This window comes from Microbacterium azadirachtae (genome assembly GCF_025583665.1).
Lineage (GTDB): Bacteria > Actinomycetota > Actinomycetes > Actinomycetales > Microbacteriaceae > Microbacterium > Microbacterium azadirachtae.
The window spans coordinates 2,721,518-2,741,552 of the sequence record NZ_CP099706.1 but is presented as its reverse complement, the minus strand read 5'-3'; the positions used below and the strand labels follow the sequence as shown (position 1 = coordinate 2,741,552).

Annotated in this window: 18 protein-coding genes and 1 tRNA gene; 13 read left to right on the top strand and 6 right to left on the bottom strand. The window is 71.5% G+C overall.

Features of this window, described 5'->3' with window-relative positions; translation table 11 throughout:
* Positions 1 to 44 precede the first annotated feature (44 nt).
* The gene (locus tag NFX31_RS13020) at positions 45 to 221 is read right to left on the bottom strand and encodes a DUF1918 domain-containing protein (RefSeq protein ID WP_082071862.1); all 177 of its coding nucleotides are present in this window, start codon (positions 219 to 221) and stop codon (positions 45 to 47) included.
* 170 nt (positions 222 to 391) lie between these two features.
* On the opposite strand from NFX31_RS13020, the gene NFX31_RS13015 reads away from it, so the two are divergent.
* The 3 genes from NFX31_RS13015 to NFX31_RS13005 are packed head-to-tail and all read left to right on the top strand — an operon-like array spanning position 392 to position 4,426.
* The gene (locus NFX31_RS13015) at positions 392 to 2,803 is read left to right on the top strand and encodes a DNA polymerase III subunit gamma and tau (RefSeq protein WP_476738699.1); all 2,412 of its coding nucleotides are present in this window, start codon (positions 392 to 394) and stop codon (positions 2,801 to 2,803) included.
* Between the two features lie 22 nt (positions 2,804 to 2,825).
* Entirely contained in the window at positions 2,826 to 3,419 is a 594-nt protein-coding gene (gene recR, locus NFX31_RS13010) for a recombination mediator RecR (RefSeq protein ID WP_262955917.1), read from the top strand.
* Positions 3,416 to 4,426 carry a DMT family transporter gene (locus NFX31_RS13005; RefSeq protein ID WP_262955916.1) on the top strand — a complete coding sequence of 337 codons (1,011 nt, stop codon included), beginning with the start codon at positions 3,416 to 3,418 and terminating at the stop codon, positions 4,424 to 4,426. Before recR ends, NFX31_RS13005 begins: the two co-directional genes overlap by 4 nt.
* Here NFX31_RS13005 and NFX31_RS13000 read toward each other — a convergent pair.
* Positions 4,392 to 4,865, bottom strand: a complete 474-nt coding sequence (locus NFX31_RS13000; RefSeq protein WP_045249547.1) for a DUF2871 domain-containing protein — start codon at positions 4,863 to 4,865, stop codon at positions 4,392 to 4,394. The two genes, NFX31_RS13005 and NFX31_RS13000, sit on opposite strands and share 35 nt — an antisense overlap.
* Positions 4,866 to 4,961: 96 nt before the next feature.
* On the opposite strand from NFX31_RS13000, the gene NFX31_RS12995 reads away from it, so the two are divergent.
* The 9 genes from NFX31_RS12995 to NFX31_RS12955 all read left to right on the top strand — a co-directional run bounded on the left by NFX31_RS12995 (position 4,962) and on the right by NFX31_RS12955 (position 14,617).
* Complete coding sequence (locus tag NFX31_RS12995; protein ID WP_262955915.1) at positions 4,962 to 6,209, top strand: sensor histidine kinase; 1,248 nt, start codon at positions 4,962 to 4,964, stop codon at positions 6,207 to 6,209.
* Positions 6,206 to 6,823, top strand: a complete 618-nt coding sequence (locus NFX31_RS12990) for a response regulator (RefSeq protein ID WP_045249539.1) — start codon at positions 6,206 to 6,208, stop codon at positions 6,821 to 6,823. Before NFX31_RS12995 ends, NFX31_RS12990 begins: the two co-directional genes overlap by 4 nt.
* Before the next feature lie 126 nt (positions 6,824 to 6,949).
* Positions 6,950 to 8,236: an aspartate kinase gene (locus tag NFX31_RS12985; RefSeq protein ID WP_045249538.1), complete on the top strand. Its 1,287-nt coding sequence runs from the start codon at positions 6,950 to 6,952 to the stop codon at positions 8,234 to 8,236.
* 164 nt (positions 8,237 to 8,400) lie between these two features.
* Positions 8,401 to 9,465, top strand: coding sequence for an aspartate-semialdehyde dehydrogenase (locus tag NFX31_RS12980; RefSeq protein ID WP_045249537.1), 1,065 nt, complete (start codon positions 8,401 to 8,403; stop codon positions 9,463 to 9,465).
* Between the two features lie 128 nt (positions 9,466 to 9,593).
* Complete coding sequence (mqo, locus tag NFX31_RS12975; protein WP_045249536.1) at positions 9,594 to 11,054, top strand: malate dehydrogenase (quinone); 1,461 nt, start codon at positions 9,594 to 9,596, stop codon at positions 11,052 to 11,054.
* A gap of 9 nt (positions 11,055 to 11,063) precedes the next feature.
* The gene (locus NFX31_RS12970; RefSeq protein WP_045249535.1) at positions 11,064 to 11,684 is read left to right on the top strand and encodes a thymidine kinase; all 621 of its coding nucleotides are present in this window, start codon (positions 11,064 to 11,066) and stop codon (positions 11,682 to 11,684) included.
* Positions 11,685 to 11,746: 62 nt separating this feature from the next.
* A complete protein-coding gene (locus NFX31_RS12965) occupies positions 11,747 to 12,472 on the top strand; it encodes a FadR/GntR family transcriptional regulator (RefSeq protein ID WP_262955914.1) in 726 nt (241 codons plus the stop codon).
* 16 nt (positions 12,473 to 12,488) lie between these two features.
* Positions 12,489 to 13,772 carry an alpha-hydroxy acid oxidase gene (locus tag NFX31_RS12960; protein WP_045249533.1) on the top strand — a complete coding sequence of 428 codons (1,284 nt, stop codon included), beginning with the start codon at positions 12,489 to 12,491 and terminating at the stop codon, positions 13,770 to 13,772.
* Entirely contained in the window at positions 13,769 to 14,617 is an 849-nt protein-coding gene (locus NFX31_RS12955; RefSeq protein WP_262955913.1) for an alpha/beta hydrolase, read from the top strand. The genes NFX31_RS12960 and NFX31_RS12955 overlap by 4 nt, the downstream gene beginning before the upstream one ends.
* Before the next feature lie 16 nt (positions 14,618 to 14,633).
* On the opposite strand, the gene NFX31_RS12950 is transcribed toward NFX31_RS12955, so the two are convergent.
* Positions 14,634 to 15,416: an HAD-IIB family hydrolase gene (locus NFX31_RS12950; protein ID WP_262955912.1), complete on the bottom strand. Its 783-nt coding sequence runs from the start codon at positions 15,414 to 15,416 to the stop codon at positions 14,634 to 14,636.
* Positions 15,417 to 15,559: 143 nt separating this feature from the next.
* Between NFX31_RS12950 and NFX31_RS12945 the strand changes: the two genes are divergently transcribed.
* Positions 15,560 to 15,636: transfer RNA gene (locus tag NFX31_RS12945), tRNA-Pro, on the top strand.
* Positions 15,637 to 15,718: 82 nt separating this feature from the next.
* Here NFX31_RS12945 and NFX31_RS12940 read toward each other — a convergent pair.
* From NFX31_RS12940 to NFX31_RS12930, 3 genes are read right to left on the bottom strand one after another with little or no spacing between them, the layout of a single operon-like run.
* Positions 15,719 to 16,375 carry a Pr6Pr family membrane protein gene (locus NFX31_RS12940; protein ID WP_262955911.1) on the bottom strand — a complete coding sequence of 219 codons (657 nt, stop codon included), beginning with the start codon at positions 16,373 to 16,375 and terminating at the stop codon, positions 15,719 to 15,721.
* A gap of 5 nt (positions 16,376 to 16,380) precedes the next feature.
* Positions 16,381 to 17,316, bottom strand: a complete 936-nt coding sequence (locus NFX31_RS12935) for a metallophosphoesterase (RefSeq protein ID WP_262955910.1) — start codon at positions 17,314 to 17,316, stop codon at positions 16,381 to 16,383.
* Positions 17,313 to 19,964: a penicillin-binding protein gene (locus NFX31_RS12930; protein WP_091479344.1), complete on the bottom strand. Its 2,652-nt coding sequence runs from the start codon at positions 19,962 to 19,964 to the stop codon at positions 17,313 to 17,315. Before NFX31_RS12930 ends, NFX31_RS12935 begins: the two co-directional genes overlap by 4 nt.
* Positions 19,965 to 20,035: the final 71 nt, after the last annotated feature.

Genomic DNA, 20,035 nt, shown 5'->3' with positions numbered 1-20,035 from the left:
TGAGGCGCGCCTCTCCGAGGGCCGCCGCCTCCGGGCGACGTGCCCTACTCGGCGTGCCTGATCTCGCAGTCGCTGCCGGGGGAGAGCACCGCTTCGTGCCCGTCGTCGTAGTGCACGACGAGGAGCTCGCCGCGCACTTCGGTGACCACGCCGAAGCGCTCGCCGCCGCCGACCACCCGGCCGTGGATGCGGATCCGGTCGCCTGCCGCCACCTGCGTCATGGTCCCACCTCCGCTTCCAGGGTACGTCCGTCCGCGGCTCCGCGGCAGGGGTGCGAGGAGCCCCGGCGGCGGGCTGCACGGCTCCCGGTCCGAATGTCGCGGGCACGCTCTAGGCTTGTCGGGTGAGCACAGCCCTGTACCGCCGCTACCGGCCCGAGAACTTCGGGGAGATGATCGGGCAGTCGCAGGTGACCGATCCGCTCATGACCGCGCTGCGCAGCGACCGCGTGGGCCACGCCTATCTGTTCTCGGGGCCGCGCGGGTGCGGCAAGACGACGTCCGCGCGCATCCTGGCGCGCTGCCTCAACTGCGCCGAGGGGCCGACCGACACCCCCTGCGGCGTCTGCCCGAGCTGCGTCGAGCTCTCCCGCAACGGCGGCGGATCCCTCGACGTCGTCGAGATCGACGCCGCCAGCCACAACGGCGTCGACGACGCCCGCGACCTGCGCGAGCGCGCCACCTTCGCGCCCAGCCGCGACCGGTTCAAGATCTTCATCCTCGACGAGGCGCACATGGTCACGCCGCAGGGCTTCAACGCCCTGCTCAAGCTCGTCGAAGAGCCGCCGCCGCACATCAAGTTCATCTTCGCCACGACGGAGCCCGAGAAGGTGCTGGGCACGATCCGCTCCCGCACCCATCACTACCCGTTCCGGCTGGTGCCGCCCGCGGCGATGCTCGAGTACGTCGAGAAGCTCTGCGCAGAGGAAGGCGTGACGGTCGCGCAGGGCGTGCTGCCGCTCGTCGTGCGCGCCGGCGGCGGATCCCCGCGAGACACCCTCTCCCTCCTCGACCAGCTCATCGCCGGCTCCGCCCCTTCGAATGCCTCGGGGGCCGTGGAAGTGGCCTACGAGCGCGCCGTCGCGCTGCTCGGGTACACGCACTCCGCGCTGCTCGACGAGATCGTGGACGCGCTCGCCGCGGGCGATGCGGCGGCCGCCTTCCCCGCGGTCGACCGGGTGGTGCAGACCGGGCAGGATCCGCGTCGCTTCGTGGACGATCTGCTGGAGCGCTTGAGAGACCTCATCGTGATCGCCGCCGTCGGCGACGCGGCCTCGGCGGTGCTGCGCGGCGTCCCCGAGGACGAGCTCGCCCGCATGCGCACGCAGGCCGCGGTGTTCGGCGGCCCGCGCCTGTCGCGGGCGGCCGACCTGGTGAGCTCCGCGCTCGACGACATGACCGGTGCGACGTCACCGCGCCTGCACCTCGAACTGCTCGTGGCCCGGGTGCTCACCGCGCTCGCCGGCGGTGGGGAGAGCCTCCCGGCTCCGGCCGCGGCAGCACCGGCGTCCGCGGCGGCAGGCGCACCGGCCGCGTCCGCCGTGCCCGCACCGGCTGTACCCGTGCCCGCCGTGCCCGCGCCGGCGGTCCCGGCACCCGCCGCGCCCGCCTCCGCTGCTCCCGAGGCTCGCCCCGCTGCGGCGGCTCCGACCGCTGAGCCCGAGGCGCCCGCGGAGCCCGCTCCGGCCGCGACCGCGCCTGCACGGACACCCGCTTCCGCGGCCGCCCCGTCCGGTGCGGCGACGTCGCGCGAGGCGGAGACCACTCCCACGTCACCGGACGCCGTCCCGGCCGAGTCGTCGCCTGCCGCCGGTCCGATCGACATCGAGCGCATCCGCGCCGCGTGGCCCGCCGTGCTCACGCGCCTCGAGAAGATCAGCCGTGGATCCTGGCTGGTGGTCACCGCCGTGCAGCCGCTCGCCTACGACGCCGCCTCCGACGTGCTCACGCTCGGATTCCCCGGCCCGAACGACGTCGCGCGATTCAAGGGCACGACACCGGGCAGCGGTCCCTCCGATCATCTGCGCACCGCGATCGAGGGCGAGCTCTCCGTCACGGTGAAGTATCTGCCTGCGCCGCTGCCGGCATCGGATCCGTCCGGCGCCGAGAGGAACTTAGCCGAGAGCGGGAAGGCCCCGCGCCCCTCGGACCACGGTCGCGCCGAGCGCGAGGAGCGCGGATCCGATGCCGCCGCAGCGACCGGCTCCCGTGCGGAAGCCCCTCGCGCCGCCGCATCGAAGGCGGCGCCGCATCCCGCGTCCGCGCCCGTCACCGAGTGGGCGGTCGCCGCGATCCCGCAGGGCGACCCCGAGCCGGCGCCGGAAGCCCCGGCGCCCGCCGCGCCCACGGCGGAGTCGCGGGTCGGGCAGTTCCCCGTCGACGAGGAGCCCGCCGACGTCGAGGCGATGCCGGCGTCCGGCTGGTACGAACCGGGGCACGACGGCGACGTCCTGGACGACGAGCCCCCGTTCCCCGACGACGCCGACGCGCCCGCACCGGACGAGGATCCGGATGCGTACGGTCGTACGCCCCAGCCGGCGATGGCCGCGGTGCAGAGCCCCGTCGAGCGAGCCGGGGCCGATCCTGCGACCACGGCCGCACGCCCCGACACGGCCCCCCGGGCCGATGCGGCGGCACGGCCCGATCCGAAGGCCCGGCCCGCGGCCGCACCGGCGGTCGCCGACCGCGCTCCGCGCTCCGGCCCGCCCGGTGTGCAGCGCTACGGCGAGGCCGTGGTGCGACAGGTGCTCGGCGCCACCTTCCTGCGGGAAGAGCCGTACGAGCCGCAGACCAGATTCCAGTGACGACTGACCAAGGGACCCCGAGATGTACGACGGCATCGTCCAGGAACTGATCGACGAGTTCGGCCGTCTGCCGGGCATCGGGCCGAAGTCCGCCCAGCGCATCGCGTTCCACATCCTGCAGACGCCCTCCTTCGACGTGAAGCGGCTCGCCGAGCTGCTCACGGAGGTGCGCGAGCGCGTGCGGTTCTGCGAGATCTGCGGCAACGTCGCCGAGCAGGAGCGCTGCGCGATCTGCCGCGATCCGCGTCGCAACGCCGCGCTCATCTGCGTCGTGGAGGATGCGAAGGACGTGGCCGCGATCGAGCGCACCCGTGAGTTCCGCGGGCTCTACCACGTGCTCGGCGGCGTGATCAGCCCGATCGCCGGGGTCGGCCCCGACGATCTGCGCATCGCCCAGCTGATGACGAGGCTCGCCGACGGAACGGTGCAGGAGGTCATCCTCGCCACGAACCCGAACCTCGAGGGCGAGGCCACGGCGAGCTACCTCAGCCGTCTGCTCACGAGCATGCAGATCACCGTCTCGCGGCTCGCCTCCGGCCTGCCGGTGGGCGGCGACCTGGAGTACGCCGACGAGGTGACCCTCGGCCGAGCGTTCGAGGGCCGGCGCGTCCTGTGAGCGCCGCCGGGTTCAGCCGCCGCGGCTGGCTGCTCTTCGGAGCCATGTGCCTGCTCTGGGGCGTGCCCTATCTGCTCATCAGCGTGGTCGTCGAGTCGTTCTCGCCGCCCGCGATGGTGGCGGGCCGCACGCTCATCGCGGCCCTCCTGCTGCTGCCGTTCGCGATCCGCAGCGGCGCGCTCAAGGCCGCGTGGAAGCTGTGGCCGTGGGTGCTGGCATTCGGTCTCATCGAGATGGCCGGGCCCTTCCTGCTGCTCGGCCACGCGGAGCAGTCGCTGCCCTCGGGGCTGACCGGGCTCCTCGTCGCCACGGTGCCGCTCTTCGCCGCACTCATCGCGCTGGGCGGCGGCGACCGCGGCGTGCTGCGTCCGGCTCGTCTGATCGGCCTGCTCGTCGGATTCGTCGGCGTCGGCGTCGTGGTGGCGGGCCCCGGCCTCACCGGAGGCAAGGTCGACCTCCTCGCCGCCGCGGAGGTGCTGCTCGTCGCCGTGCTCTATGCGACCGCGCCGTTCATCGTCGCCCGCAAGCTCACCCACGTGCCTTCGATCGGCACGATCACGCTCGCCCTGCTGTTCATCGGGATCCTCTACCTCCCGGTCGCTGTGCTCACACAGCACAGGGTGCCGACGATCCCCTCGATCGCGGCGCTGGTCGCGCTCGGCGTGATCTGCACCGCGATCGCGTTCCTCGCCTTCTTCGCGCTCATCAAGGAGGTCGGTCCGGTGCGCGCGCCGCTGTTCACCTACGTCAACCCCGTGATCGCGATCATCCTCGGCGCGATCGTGCTGGCCGAGCCGCTCACCGTCGGCCTGCTCGTCGGGTTCCCGCTGGTGATCATCGGATGCTGGTTCGCGGGGACGGGCGGCCGGCTGCGGCCGAAGGCGGCGATCGACGAGACCGCCGTGGAGCTCACGGCCGAGCCGGTGCCGCCGGCGGAGCCTCTCGCCTCCGGCCCCGCCGCGCCGCCGGAGGTCAGGACGCCCGGCGGATCCCCTTCCACAGACTGATCAGCAGCAGCACGAAACCGGCGCCGATGAGGATGTGCCCGGCGCCGGCGATCCCGGAGATCGCCTTGGACGCCTCCACCTTCTGCACGTCGAGGATGCCGTGCCAGGTCATCATCGCCGCGGTGAGCAGCACTCCGGCGTTGTAGATCCAGAAGAACCAGCGGAACAGGCGGCTCGCGGAGAGGGCGAACAGCTTCTCCAGGGCGAGCACGATCAGGGTGACGAGTGCCCCGAGCGCCAGCAGGTGCGTGTGGACGAGGGCGAGCTGACCGCTGAACCCGTTCGGAAAGCCCTGCGCCTTCGTGAACTCGCGGTAGAAGAGCCCTGCGACCAGGCCGAGCGCGATCCAGGTCACGGTCGCGACGAAGAGCTGGGAGAGGGCACGGCGCTGCGCGGGCGCGGCGAGGGCCGGGGCGGTGAGGTCGGATGAGGAGGTCATGATCTCCACCTTCCTCTCCTTCGAGGTTTTCCGGATCCATCGAAGGATCGATCCTGACGCGGCGGGATCCGGGCCCCGACGGGGGAGAATCGGAGCATGACGACTGCACCGGCCTCCGCCCGTCGGCGGATGCTGCGCGGGGCTCGCTTCGCCTTGCACCTGATCACGGTGGTGCTCGTGGTCGTCACGACCGCGCGCGCCGCCGTCGAGGGCGAGCTGCTGCCGGTGCTGCTCGCCGCGGCCGTGTACCTGGCCTGGTACGGCGCGGGGGCGGGCTTCGCGCACAAGCGCGCCGCGGGGTGGTGGATGCTCGGCCTGCTGGCGATCTGGATCGGGATGCTCGCCCTGTCGCCGGAGTTCGTCTGGCTGGCCTTCCCGCTCCTGCTGCTCGCCGGGCATGTGCTGCGCCTGCCGTGGTCCCCGGTGTTCGTGGTGGTCGTGCTCGCGGCGTCGATCGCCGCGCCGTGGCTGCATCCCGGCACGGTGCAGCCGGGCACGTCGCTCGCGCACCTGATCGGTCCGCTCATCGGCGGCGGGTTCGCGTTCGCGGTGTCGCTGGGCTACGACGCGATGCTCCGGGACGCGGTCGAACGCGAGCGCCTCATCGACTCCCTGCTGCGCGCCCAGCACGAGGCCGCGCAACTGCACGACGAGCTGGCGGCCACGCAGCGCGAGGCCGGAGCCACGCGCGAGCGCACGAGGCTGGCGCGCGACCTGCACGACACGATCGCCCAGGAGCTCAGCACGATCGTGATGCTCGCGAGGACGGATCCCGCCGCCGAAGGGCCGCGACCCGACCGGACCGCGCAGATCGAACAGCTCGCACAGCACTCCCTGACGGAGCTGCGGCGCATCGTCGCGGCTCTCGCCCCCGCGGATCTCGACGAGTCGGCGCTCGCGGCGGCCCTGGACCGGATGCTCGACGCCCTCCACGACGAAACCGGCGTCGCGGTGCGGCTCGAGGTGGCCCCGGATCTGCCCGCCCTCGCCACGCCCACCGAGGTCGCGCTGCTGCGCGTCGCGCAGTCGGCGCTCGCGAACGTGCGCCGGCACGCGCGGGCGCAGCACGTCGTGGTCCTGCTGGAGGCCGACGAGGCGTCCGTGCGGCTCCGCGTGCAGGACGACGGTGTCGGGTTCGACCCCGACGTCCGCCCGTCCGACGCGTCCTACGGGCTGGCGGCGATGCGCTCGCGGCTGCGCGAGCGCGGGGGAGAGCTGACCGTGCGCTCCGCCCCGGGTGCCGGCACGACGATCGACGCGGTGCTGCCGCGCGGCGTCGTCGCGCCGGGCTCGCCGGCGGGTGCGGCGGGCACCGTGCCGGACGAGAGGACGGAGTCCGAATGAGCGTGCGGCTGATCATCGTCGACGACCACCCGATCGTGCGCGCCGGGATCCGTGCGGTGGTCGAGGCCCGGGGGTTCGAGGTGCTCGCCGAGGTGGGCACCGGCGAGGAGGCCGTCGACGCGACGCGCGAACTCCGGCCGGACGTGGTGCTCTGCGACCTGCGGCTGGGGGAGGGGATGGACGGGGTGGCGACGACCGCCGCGCTGCGGGCGCTGCCGCATCCGCCGGCCGTGCTGATCCTCACGACGTTCGACCACGATGCGCAGATCGTGCGGGCGGTCGAGGCGGGAGCCGCCGGCTACCTGCTCAAGGAGGTGGGCATCGAGGTCATCTCACGGGCGATCGTCGACGCCGCCGCGGGCGCGGCCGTGCCGACGCCCGGCGGCGACGAGCGGCTGGTGGCCGCGCTGCGCGCACCCCGCGTCGAGCTCACGAGCCGGGAGCAGGAGGTGCTGGCCCTGGTCGCCGAGGGGCTCAGCAATCGCGAGATCGCCACGCGGCTGTTCGTCGCGGAGGCCACCGTGAAGACCCACATCGTGCACCTGCTCGACAAGCTCTCCGCCGACAGCCGCACCGGCGCCGTCTCGGAGGCCCGTCGGCGCGGCCTGCTCTGACCGGGAGCGTGGGGGGCGGCGGTCCTTACCGCCCGGTCGTCACATACCGGTTGGGGCATGGAGGCCGCTCGTAGAATGACCTCTGGTGCGCCGACTCCGGCGCCCGGCATCCCCCAGGAGTGATCCGTGGCCCTCATCGTGCAGAAGTACGGCGGCTCGTCCGTCGCCGACGCAGAGAGCATCAAGCGCGTCGCGAAGCGCATCGTCGACACCCGCCGTGCCGGCCACGACGTGGTCGTCGCCGTGAGCGCCATGGGTGACACCACCGACGAGCTGCTGGACCTCGCAGCCCAGGTCGCGCCGATCCCGGCGCCCCGCGAGCTCGACATGCTGCTCTCCAGCGGAGAGCGCATCTCGATGGCGCTGCTCGCGATGGCGATCCACTCGATGGGCTTCGACGCGCGCTCCTTCACCGGTCCGCAGGCCGGTATGCGCACCGACAGCCGGCACGGCTCCGCCCGCATCGTCGAGGTCACCCCGACCCGCCTGCGTGAGGCGCTCGACGAGGGCGCGATCGTCATCGTCGCCGGCTTCCAGGGGATCAACGACGACACCCAGGACATCACCACGCTCGGCCGCGGCGGATCCGACACGACCGCGGTCGCCCTCGCCGCCGCGCTCGACGCCGACGTCTGCGAGATCTACAGCGACGTCGACGGCATCTTCACGGCGGATCCGCGTGTGGTCCCCCTCGCGCACAAGCTCTCGCAGGTCTCGAGCGAGGAGATGCTGGAGCTCGCCGCGAACGGCGCCAAGGTGCTCTACATCCGCGCGGTCGAGTACGCGCGGCGGCACGGCGTCCTCATCCACGCCCGTTCGACCTTCACGGCGAACGAGGGCACGTACGTTCTCGGCGAGGGCATGAAGAACCCTCGCGAATCCCAGGGAGAAGCCATGGAAGAGCCCATCGTCGCCGGTGTCGCCACCGACCTCAGCCAGGCCAAGGTCACCGTCGCGGGCGTGCCCGACGTGCCGGGCAAGGCCGCCGAGATCTTCAAGATCGTGGCGAAGTCCGGCGCCAACGTCGACATGATCGTGCAGAACGTGTCGGCCGCGTCCACCGGCCGCACCGACATCTCCTTCACCCTCCCCAAGTCGGACGCCACGGCGGCGCTCAAGGCGCTCGCCGCCGAGCAGGCCGAGGTCGGCTTCGAGAGCCTGCTGCACGACGACCAGATCGGCAAGCTCTCGGTCGTCGGCGCCGGCATGCGCACGCACTCGGGAGTCTCCGCGATCCTGTTCGAGGCGCTGTCGACCGCCGGCGTGAACCTCGAGATGATCTCCACGTCCGAGATCCGGATCTCGGTCGTGGTGCGCGGCGACGAGCTGGCCGAGGCCGCTCGCGTCGTGCACGCCGCCTACGGCCTGGACGGCGAGGTCGAAGCCGTCGTCGCCGCCGGCACCGGCCGCTGACCGCGACGGACCGGGGCGCGAGCACCGCGTGCTCGCGGAACCGATAGAATCGCCCAAACCCTGACACCGGCGCCAGGCGCGGAAAGCTCCGTCGTACCCGGCGGTCCGCGCCTTCGCCTCGTCCGCCGCCCTGTCGCGGCACCAAGCCGAGGAACAGCATCCCCATGACCCGCATCTCCGACTCAGGATTCTCCGTCGCCATCGTCGGCGCCACCGGCCAGGTGGGCACCGTCATGCGCGACATCCTCGCGGAGCGCTCCTTCCCGATCCGTGAGCTCCGCCTGTTCGCGTCCGCCCGCTCCGCCGGCAGCGCGATCGACTTCGGCGGCGTCTCCGTGATCGTCGAGGACGTCGAGACGGCCGACCCGGCCGGCGTCGAGATCGCCCTGTTCTCGGCCGGCGCCACCGCGAGCCGCGCCTACGCGCCGCGCTTCGCCGCCGCGGGGGCGATCGTCGTGGACAACTCGAGCGCCTGGCGGATGGATCCCGAGGTGCCCCTCGTGGTCAGCGAGGTCAACCCCGAGGCGATCGCAGAGACCCCCAAGGGCATCATCGCGAACCCCAACTGCACCACCATGGCGGCGATGCCGGTGCTGAAGGCGCTGCACGCCGAAGCGGGACTCGAGCGACTCATCGTCTCGACCTACCAGGCGGTGAGCGGATCCGGCCTCGCCGGGGCGCAGGAGCTGCTCGGTCAGGTCGAGGGGGTGCTCGCCCAGGGCGACACGCTGCGACTCGTGCACGACGGCTCGGCGCTCGACTTCCCGCAGCCCGAGAAGTACGTCGCCCCGATCGCGTTCGACGTGATCCCGCTCGCCGGATCCGTCGTCGACGACGGGCTGAACGAGACGGACGAGGAGAAGAAGCTCCGCAACGAGAGCCGCAAGATCCTCGGCCTCCCGGACCTGCGTGTGGCGGGCACGTGCGTGCGCGTGCCGGTGTTCACCGGGCACTCGCTGTCGATCAACGCCGAGTTCGCCGACGGCATCACGCCGGAGCGCGCCTACGAGGTGCTCGCCGCCGCCCCCGGCGTGGTGGTCGAGGAGGTGCCTACCCCGCTCTACGCGGCGGGCAAGGACCCGAGCTACGTCGGCCGGATCCGTGCCGACCAGTCCGCCCCCGAGGGCAAGGGACTCGTGCTGTTCATCAGCAACGACAACCTGCGCAAGGGCGCCGCGCTGAACGCGGTGCAGGTGGCGGAGCTGGTCGCGGAGCGCCTGCACGCCTGAGTCGCGAGCGCCGCACGCCCTAGTCGCGGGGCGCCCGCGTCGCCGTGATCTCCACGTCGGCGAAAGGGCGTCGCCGGATGGCCGACACGGCGAAGAGGAGCACTCGTTCGGCGAACTAGACTGTTCGAGTGACTGAATCCGTCGACGTCGTCCTCATCGGCGGTGGCATCATGAGCGCCACCCTCGGAACCCTGCTCCGCGAACTGCAGCCCGACTGGAAGGTCGTCGCCTTCGAGCGGCTGGGTGACGTCGCGGAGGAGAGCTCGAACGCGTGGAACAACGCGGGCACGGGACACGCCGCCCTGTGCGAGCTCAACTACATGCCCGAGGGCAAGGACGGCTCGCTCGACCCCGGCAAGGCGATCGGCATCAACGAGCAGTTCCAGCTCAGCCGCCAGCTGTGGTCGACGCTCGTCGACCGCGGCGTGCTCGACGCGCCCACCACGTTCATCAACTCCACGCCGCACATGACCTTCGTGCGCGGGCAGAAGGACGTCGACTACCTGCGCCGCCGCTACGAGATCCTCAAGGAGCAGCCGCTGTTCGCGGGGATCGAGTTCAGCGAGGACTCCCGCGTCATCAACCAGTGGGCGCCGCTGCTGATGGAGCACCGCCGCAAGGGCGAGCCGTTCGCCGCGACCCGCGTGCCCAGCGGCACGGACGTCGACTTCGGATCCCTCACCCGCCAGCTGTTCGACCACCTCGCCGAGAGCGAGAACTTCACGTTGCTGCGCAACCACGAGGTCCGCAAGCTCAAGAAGCAGAAGGACGGCAGCTGGAACGTCCGCTACCGCAACGCGATCGGGCACACCCCGGGCGAGCTCAACGCGAAGTTCGTGTTCGTCGGCGCCGGCGGCTGGGCGCTCAAGCTGCTGCAGGGCTCCGGGATCTCCGAGATCCGCGGCTACGGCTGCTTCCCGATCGGCGGTCAGTGGCTGAAGACCTCGAACCCCGCGATCGTCGCCAAGCACAAGGCGAAGGTCTACTCGCAGGCCCCGGTCGGTGCGCCGCCGATGTCGGTGCCGCACCTCGACACCCGCGTCGTCGACGGTGAGACGAGCCTGCTGTTCGGCCCGTTCGCGACGTTCAGCCCGAAGTTCCTGAAGCAGGGCGGGATGCTCGACATCGTCACCCAGGTGCGCGCGCACAACCTGGGCAGCATGCTCAAGGTCGCCTTCACCAACTTCGACCTGATCAAGTACCTCGTCAGCGAGCTGCTGAAGACGCACCACCGCAAGGTCGCGACCCTGCGCGAGTTCATGCCGACGGCTCAGGACGGCGACTGGGAGCTGCTCCAGGCCGGTCAGCGCGCGCAGGTCATGAAGGGCGGCAAGCTGCAGTTCGGCACCGAGGTCGTCGCGGCCGCGGACGGCACCATCGCCGGACTGCTGGGCGCCTCCCCGGGCGCGTCGACGGCCGTCCCGGTGATGCTCGACGTGCTGCAGCGGTGCTTCCCGGAGCAGTTCGGCGCGTGGGAGCCCGCGCTGCAGAAGCTGATCCCCACGCTCGGCGAGAAGCTCAACGACTCGCCGGCCGACGCCGCGGCGTCGATGGGGGCCACCGCGAAGACGCTCGACCTCACGGCCTGATCGCGCCCCGTGGCCAAGCTGTACTTCCGCTACGGAGCGATGAACTCCGGCAAGTCCACGGCGCTGCTGCAGGCGGCGTACAACTACGAGGAGCGGGGGCAGCGGGTCCTGCTCGCCAAGCCGGCGATCGACACCAAGGGCGCGAGCCAGATCGAGAGCCGGCTGGGGATGACCCGTGAGGTCGACTTCCTGATCGCCGCGGGGGAGGGCGCGCGGACCCTGTTCCAGCAGGAGCGGGAGAAGGCGCGCAGCGACGGATCCGACATCGCCTGCCTGCTCGTCGACGAGGCGCAGTTCCTCGAGCCGGGGCAGATCGACGACCTGTTCCGCATCGCGGTCGAGGATGACATCCCGGTGCTCGCCTACGGCATCCGCAACGACTTCCTCACCCACGCCTTCCCGGGATCCGGACGGCTGCTGGCGATCGCCCACACGCTGGAAGAGCTCAAGACCATCTGCCGCTGCGGCCGCAAGGCGGTCTTCAACGGACGCAGGATCGGCGACCGGTTCGTGTTCGACGGCGACCAGGTCGCGATCGACGGCGCCCTTCGGCAGGCTCAGGGAGCCGTCACCTACGAGTCGCTCTGCGGCCACTGCTATCTCGAGGAGTCCGGCGGCCGCCTCGGCTGATGCATTGTGCTTGCGTGGTCTGACCACACGCCTTAGGCTGTGGTCTGACCACAGGAGGCCCCATGCCCGACCTCAGCGACGTGCCCGCGCGCACCTGGCGCGCGGTGCTGCAGCACGTCGAGCAGCGCCTCCTCGACGGCGACCTCGGCCCGGGCGACCGCCTGCCCAGCGAGCGTGATCTCGCCGCCGAGCTGGGCGTCGGCCGTTCCAGCGTCCGCGAGGCCATCCGGGTGCTCGAGGTGATGGGGCTCATCCGCACCTCGACCGGATCCGGACCGCAGGCGGGCGCGATCGTCATCGCCGCGCCCGGGGGAGGCCTGTCGGCCCTGCTGCGGCTCCAGGTGGCCGCCCAGGGCTTCCCGATCGCCGATGTGGTCGGCACCCGCCTCATCCTGGAGCAGGCGGTCGTGGCGGCGCTGGCGACCGGGCGGCGCGACACCGCCACGGCGCACCGGATCCTCGACGCCATGGACGCGGAGCTGGACGCCGCGGACTTCCTCGCTCTCGACGCCCAACTGCACCTGGCCCTGGCGGAGGCGAGCGGCAACACCGTCGTCGCCGCGATGATGACGGGGCTGCGCGACAGCATCGAGTCGTACGTGCTCTCCGGATCCGCCGGGATCCGGGACTGGCCGCGGATGGCCGACCGGCTCCGCGCCGAGCACCGCGACCTCGTCCGCGCGATCGACGACGGCCGCGCCGACGCGGCGGCCGCCCTCGTGCGCGACCACATCACCGGCTACTACGCCGCCACCGACCTCGCCCGCGCGGGCGACGCCCCCGCCTGACCGGAAGGACCACGCCATGGTGCAGCGACAGCTCCCGAATCCCGTCGAGATCTTCGAGCTCATGAAGTTCAAGGCTCCCGAGCTCGACGGCACCAAGCGCCGCCTCGAGGGCGCCCTGACGATCTCCGACCTGCGCACGATCGCGAAGCGGCGCACCCCCAAGGCCGCCTTCGACTACACCGACGGCGCGGCGGAGGGCGAGCTCTCGCTCGCGCGGGCCCGGCAGGCGTTCGAGGACGTGGAGTTCCACCCCGGCATCCTCGCGCCCGCGCCCGACCTCGACACCTCGACCACGGTGCTCGGCGGATCCAGCGCCCTGCCGTTCGGCATCGCCCCGACCGGGTTCACCCGTCTCATGCACACCGAGGGGGAGGTCGCGGGTGCGGGCGCCGCGGCCGCCGCGGGGATCCCGTTCACGCTGTCCACGCTCGGCACCACCTCGATCGAGGACGTCAAGGCCACCACCCTTCGAGAGCCTCAGGGGCCGACTCCCGGGAGGAACTGGTTCCAGCTCTACGTCATGCGCGATCGCGAGATCTCGTACGGCCTTGCCCGGCGTGCGGCCGAGGCGGGCTTCGACACGCTCATGTTCACGGTCGACACTCCGGTCGCCGGCGCCCGGCTGCGGGACAAGCGCAACGGCTTCTCGATCCCGCCGCAGCTGACGCTCGGCACGATCGTCAACGCGATTCCGCGGCCGTGGTGGTGGATCGACTTCCTCACCACGCCCAAGCTCGAGTTCGCGTCGCTGTCGACGACGGGCGGCACGGTCGGCGAGCTGCTCGACGCGGCCATGGATCCCACCATCTCCTATGAGGACCTGGCGGTGATCCGGGAGATCTGGCCCGGCAAGCTCATCGTGAAGGGCGTGCAGACGGTCGACGACGCGGTGCGGCTCAAGGACACGCACGGCGTCGACGGGGTGGTGCTCTCCAACCACGGCGGCCGACAGCTCGACCGCGCCCCCATCCCGTTCCACCTGCTGCCGCACGTGCGGCGCGCGGTCGGGGACGACTTCACCGTCATGGTCGACACGGGCATCATGAACGGCGCGGACATCGTCGCGTCGGTCGCGCTGGGCGCGGACTTCGCGCTGATCGGGCGGGCCTATCTCTACGGTCTGATGGCCGGGGGCCGTCGCGGCGTCGACCGCACGATCGCGATCCTGCGCAGCGAGATCGAGCGCACGATGCGCCTGCTCGGCGTCTCCTCGCTCGCCGAGCTCGAGCCGCGTCACGTCACGCAGCTCACCCGCATGGTGCCGGTCGACCCGGCCGCCGCGGAGCTCGCCGCGCGATGAGCCGGGACGAGGCGGTGCGGGTCGCCGCGCAGGAGATCCCGGGACCGCACGGCGCCATCCCCGCCCGCGCCTACACGCCCGCGGATCCTGCCGGTCCCGGACTGGTATGGCTGCATGGCGGGGGCTTCTGGGCGGGCGACCTCGACATGCCCGAGGCCGACTGGGTCGCGCGCTCGTTCGCGGCGCGGGGGATCACCGTGCTCTCGGTGGACTACCGGCTCGCGCCGCCGATGGCGGACGCCGCCGGGCGCGAGGGCCGGAGCGGGTTCCGCCACCCCGTGCCCGTCGACGACGTCGTGGCCGCGTTCCGCTGGGCGACAGCGTCGGAATGGGCCGCCGGACCGTGGGCGATCGGCGGCACGAGCGCCGGGGGCAACCTGGCGGCCGCGGCGACCCTGCGGCTCGTGGCGGAGGGCGGGATCGCACCGGCGCTCGCGCTGCTCGCCTATCCCACGCTGCTCGCCGTCCAGCCGGCACCGGATCCCGAGCTGCGCGCCGCCCTGGATGCGGATCCCGGCGCGGACGTGTTCGGACCGGATGCCGTGCGGGCCCTGTATGAGAACTACCTGGACGCACCCGCAGAACAGGCGACGTCGTCTGCCGCGCCGGGTCTCGCCGTCGGGGGCGAGCTCGCCGGCTTCCCGCCCGTCATCATGATCAATGCGGAGGTCGACGAGCTGCGCGTCTCGGGGGAGGCGTTCGCACGGACGCTCGCCGAGGCCGGGGTGCCGATCGACGTCTCCATCGAGCCGGGGACCACCCACGGCTATCTGAACAGGCCGGAGGAGGCTGCGGCGTCGAGGTCGATCGCGCGCTACGCGGAGCGGATCCTGGCGCTCGGCTGAGCGTCCCGCAGCGCCGTCAGGACGCTGCTGTGGGCGCCGGGGCGCCCAGGGTCGGCAGGAGGGCGTCCAGGTGCTCTGCGGTGTCCTCCCAGCCGTCGACGGCGACGCACGGCACGCCGAGTGTCTTCACCGGGTAGTCGTTGCCGCCCTCGTCGAGGCGGTCGCCGTAGAACAGCATCTCGCCGAACGGGATGCCGGTGCGCTCGGCGAGCTCGGTCATGCCGTAGGCCTTGTCGATGCCCGCCCGGGTGATGTCGATCGACGTGGATCCGCCGGAGCGGACCTCGAGGTCGGGCACGCGGGGGGCGACGGCGTCGCGCAGGGCGGCGCGCCGGGAGCCGTCCGGATCCCAGGCCTTCTTGGCGTCGTGCGGCGCCCGCTGGCCGAGCGCGGAGAAGGTGATCTGCGATCCGCGGTCCTCGAGGATGGGCCCCCAGGTCTCGCTCTCCCAGAGGCCGAGCCGACGCGCCTCCTCCTCGAGGGCGGTGAGCGCGGCGGTCTTCTGCGCGGGGCTGAGATCGCGGGCGTAGACCAGGGAGAACCCGGTTCCGTCGTGGCGGAGGTAGCGGGTGCCGCAGGTGGGCAGCAGATGGATGCGCTGCAGTGCGGCGACGTCGGCCGCGCCGAGCCGGGCCACCACCTGGGTGCGGAACTGCTCCTCGTTGCCGCCGGAGATGATCGCCACGTCGACGCGCTCGGCGAGTGCGAGGAGGAGGTCGGCGATGCGGGGCTCGATCGCCGCCTTGGAGGCGGCGAGAGTGTCGTCGAGGTCGAACGCGACCAGGCGTGGCGTCGTCATAGCGTCTCCAGGATACGGGAGGCGGCTGGGGGACAGCCCGGGGCGGGCGGCGCCCTGATCCGGCGACCGCGGGGCGCGCCACGCGCGGGTTCCGCCTCGATTCGCTCCCGTGCTCCTGTCCGTATAGACTTGAACGGTTGCCACGGGGTGTGGCGCAGCTTGGTAGCGCGCTTCGTTCGGGACGAAGAGGCCGCAGGTTCAAATCCTGTCACCCCGACCAGCACGACGAGAGGGACCGACCAGAGGGTCGGTCCCTCTCGTCGTCTCCGGCGACGCTTCGCGCGCCGCTCGCCTGTGATCCGTCAGGGTCCCGCATCGCGCCGCAGCACGACGCCGGGGAAACGACTCGCCGTCCACACGAGGGCGCCGGCTGCGGTGAGCGCGCCGAGCAGCCCGAGGACGGTGAGCACCATCGCGATCGCGCCGCGCTCGGGGAGCAGGAAGCCGTAGGGCACCCACCCGCCGGTCGCCCCACGCACGAGGACGACGACGAGCCACAGCAGGGGATACGGAGCGAGCACCCACAGGCGGGACCAGGGCAGGCGTCGACGGTCCCCGATCAGCAGCCAGTCCAACGACGTCAGAGCGGGTAGGACGGCGTGGAGCGTGACGCTGACCCAGACGGGGGCGGATCCGGTCCCCGGCACCAGGGCGTTGTAGATCACGGCGACGATCAGCATGCACGCGGTGACGACAGCGCGAGCCGGCGTGAGCCAGCGAGGCGCACGACGACCGATCAGGCCGAGGGTGCCGCAGACCATGAGCACGATCGCCGTGAGCAGGCCCGTCAGGTTGGTGAAGTAGCCGAAGTAGTCGAAGGGGTTGTATCCGTGCGCCTCGCCGCCGATCGCGTACGTGTACATCAGGATCACGAGCACGGCGACGCCGACGAGCACCCGGCTTCCGCCCACGACGCGTGCTGCGGCCGGCCGGGTGTGCTCCGGGGCGTCGGGGCGCACGTCGCTCAGGTCCGCGGCAGCAGCGTGAGCAGCGTGGCCTCGGGCCGGCAGGCGAACCGGATCGGCGCGTAGATGGAGTGCCCGCACCCGGCGCTCACGTTCAGAGGGACGGCGCGACCGGCGTGCGACCAGGTGCTGAGACCCTTCGCCTGCTTCAGCGGGATGTCGCAATTCGCCACGATCGCGCCGAAGCCGGGGATGCAGACCTGACCGCCGTGCGTGTGGCCGCCCAGGATCGCATCCGCGCCGAGATCGGTGAACGCGTTCAGCACGCGCTGGTAGGGCGCGTGCGTCACGCCCAGTGCGGGAACGCCGGCCGGGCGCGGGCCGAGCGCGTCGATCGCCGCGGGGAGCGCGTCGAGCTCGTCCCAGTCGCGGTGCGCGTCGTCGACGCCGAACAGGTCGATGCGCTCGCCCGCGACGGTCAGCGAGGCGGCGGTGTTGTCCAGATCCGTCCAGCCCAGCTCATCCGTGAAGTAGGCGTCCAGAGCCTCGGTGTCGAGCTTCGGAGCGGTGATCGATCGCGCCGAGGGGCCCATGAAGTAGCGGAACGGGTTGCGCGGCGACGGCGCGTACTTGTCGTTGGATCCGTGCACGAAGACGCCCGGCGTTCCGGCGAACGGGGCGAACGCGGCGCGGACGCCGTCGAGTCCGTCCTCATGACCGAGATTGTCGCCGGTGTTCACGACCAGGTCGGGCCGGAGCTCTGCCAGCGAGGCGAGCCAGCGCTGCTTGCGGTGCTGCCAGGGCGCCATATGCGCATCAGAGACGTGCAGGATCCGCAGCGGGCGGGTTCCCGGCGGCAGGGCCCGCGCCGTGGCGTGGCGCAGGGTGAACAGATAGCGCTCGATGCCGATGCCCCAGGTGGCGGCCGCGACACCGGCGGCCCCCACCGCACCGAGTGCGATGAGGGCCGAGCGGGTGGTGCGAGACGAGGTCATCCCTGGCAGTTCTTCTTCACGTAGTTGAGCGTGACCGAGGAGCCCTTGGGTGCGGCCGTGCCGGCTGCAGGGCTCGTCGCGGACACCGTGCCGGAGTCGTCGCCGTTGCCGGGCGTGCACGCGCCCTTCACCGCCTGGAAGCCGGCCTGCTGCAGCGCGGTCGCGGCATCGCCCATCGTCTTGCCCACCACGTTCGGCACCGTGGCGCCCTGCCCGTTGCTCGGGCTGATCGTGATGGTGCTGCCGGTGACGACCTGACCCGGACCCGGATCCTGCTGCGCCACCTGATCCGTGGGCAGGTTGCTCTGCACGGGGGCGCCCACGGAGACCGAGAACCCGGCGCCCTCGAGCGTCTGCGTGGCCTGGTCGACCGTCATGCCGACGACACTCGGCAGGTTCGTGTACGACTGCTTGAGCTGGCTCTGCACCGGGTCGGGGAAGGACCCGCCCGGGAACAGCGAGTCGGCTGCGCTGAGGATCGCCCTGCTCAGGGGGTACCGGATGTTGGGGACGCCGATGTCCTGCGTGGAGAAGTCGTTGATGTTGACATCGCCGCTCGCCTGACCGACCCAGACACCGGTGGTGGAGGTCGTCGAGGAGGACATGAGCATCGTCTGCGCGTTGTTGTGCGAACCGGTCTTGCCGATCAGCGGGGTGCCGTCGAACGGGTTCGCCTGGGAGCCCGTACCGCCGCTGTTCATCACTCCCTGGAGCGCGTACGCGGCGCCGGCGGCGATCTCCGGCTTGATGACCTCGGTGCACGTGGTCGGCGCGAGCGGGATGTCGGCGCCGTCGGGGCCGGTGATCTTGTCGATCGCGTGCGGGTCGCAGCGCGTGCCGTTGTTGGCGATCGCGGCGTAGACCGCCGCCATGTCCAGGGGCGCGATGTTCTTCGAGCCGAGGACGTCGAACGGCGCCGGCGCGGACGCCAGGATGTTCCCCTCGTCATCGGTGACGTTCTCGCGGTTGTTGACCGGGACCATCTTGCCCTTGTACTCGGTGCCGAGGTGCACGCCCATGCGGGCGGCGAGATCGTTGATGTCGCAGAGGTCCAGCTTCGAGGCCATGCCGAGGAACCCGCTGTTCAGCGACAGCCTGGTGAACTCCATCGGGGTTCCGGTGAACCCGCGCTGGTTCTGGAAGTTGCCGATCTCGCCGGTGTCCGCCGTCATCGTGCTGGTGCCGCACTTGAACGTCATCTTCTTGAGGTTGCCGTCCACGGACTCACGCAGGGAGTGACCCTTCTCGAGCCAGTCGAGGAGCGTGAACACCTTGTACGTCGATCCGACGGAGAAGCCGATCCCGCCGCCGTGCGCCTGGTCGGCCGCGTAGACGATACCGGTCTGCCCGGGAGGCGCGTCCTGCGCCTCGTTGAAGACGGTGTTCTGCGCGAGGGCGAGGATCCTGCCCGTCTTCGGGTCGAGGTTCACCGCTGCGGCGCCGAAGTCCATGCCGTCGATGGTCGGCGTGGTGTAGTCGTGCATGGCCTGCACGGCGGCGCCCTGCATCGCCGGGGAAAGCGTCGTGTAGACGTTCAGGCCGCCGCGCAGCAGCTTGTCGGCCCGATCCTTCTGCGGGCCGAGCGCCGAGTCGAGCGACGGATCGCCCTCGAGCGTCGCCTGGACGTACTTGCAGAAGTAGGCGTTGTCGCCCGCATCGGCGCAGCCCGACGTCGGCGTCTTGATCACGGGCGTGATCGGCTGCGCCTTGTCGGCCTCGAACTCGGCCTTGGTGATCTTGCCCAGGACCTCCATGCGGCTGAGCACGTAGTTCCGGCGCACCATGGTGTCGTGGTAGCCGTCGGCCTGCCCGTTCTTGCAGTTCTTGCCGTCCTTGTCGCAGTCGTACGTGCCGCCGGGCAGGTCGATGCGGAAGGCGTTGGGGTTCTGCACCATGCCGACCAGGGTGGCGGCCTGCACGGCGTTCAGCTGCGACGCGGAGACGCTGAAGTACCGCTGCGCCGCGGCCTCGATGCCGTACGTCGTGCCGCCGAAGTTCACCAGGTTGAGGTACCCGATGAGGATGTCGTTCTTGGAATACTGCTTCTCGATCGCGGTGGCGTAGCGGATCTCCTGCAGCTTGCGCGCGATGCCCTTGGATCCGACGGCGGAGGCCGCGTCGACCCAGCACTGGTTCAGCTTGTCGTCGCGCTTCTTGTCGGAGAGGGGGACGCCCTTCTCGCACTCCTGCAGCAGCACGTTCTTGACGTACTGCTGGCTGATCGAGGATCCGCCGTTGGTGGCGGATCCCGTCACGTTGCCGACGATCGCCTTGAGCGTGCCGGTGATGTCGATTCCGCCGTGCGAGTAGAAGTTCTTGTCCTCGCTCGCCAGCAGCGCGTCGTACAGCACCGGGGCGACCTGGTCGTACTTGACCGGCACCCGGTTCTGGTCGTAGAACCGCGCCATGACCTGGTCGTTGCCGTTCGCGTCCTTGGCGTAGATCGTCGTCGGCTGCATCGGGCGGTCGACCTTCAGGTTGGAGGGCAGGCCCTCGAAGAGGTCGATCGACTGTGCGGCGGTCGCGCCGGTCACGGCGAACACCGGCGTGACGGCGGCCGTCACGAGCACACCGGCGACGACGCTGAGACCGACGAGGCCGGCCAGGCCGCCGAGCACACCGGTGAGCGTGCGTTTGGTCTGAGGCATACGCTTGATCGTAGGGGAGTTCCCTGAACGCAAACTTTGACGCGCCCGAGCGCGTCCCACCCTCCGGGAGA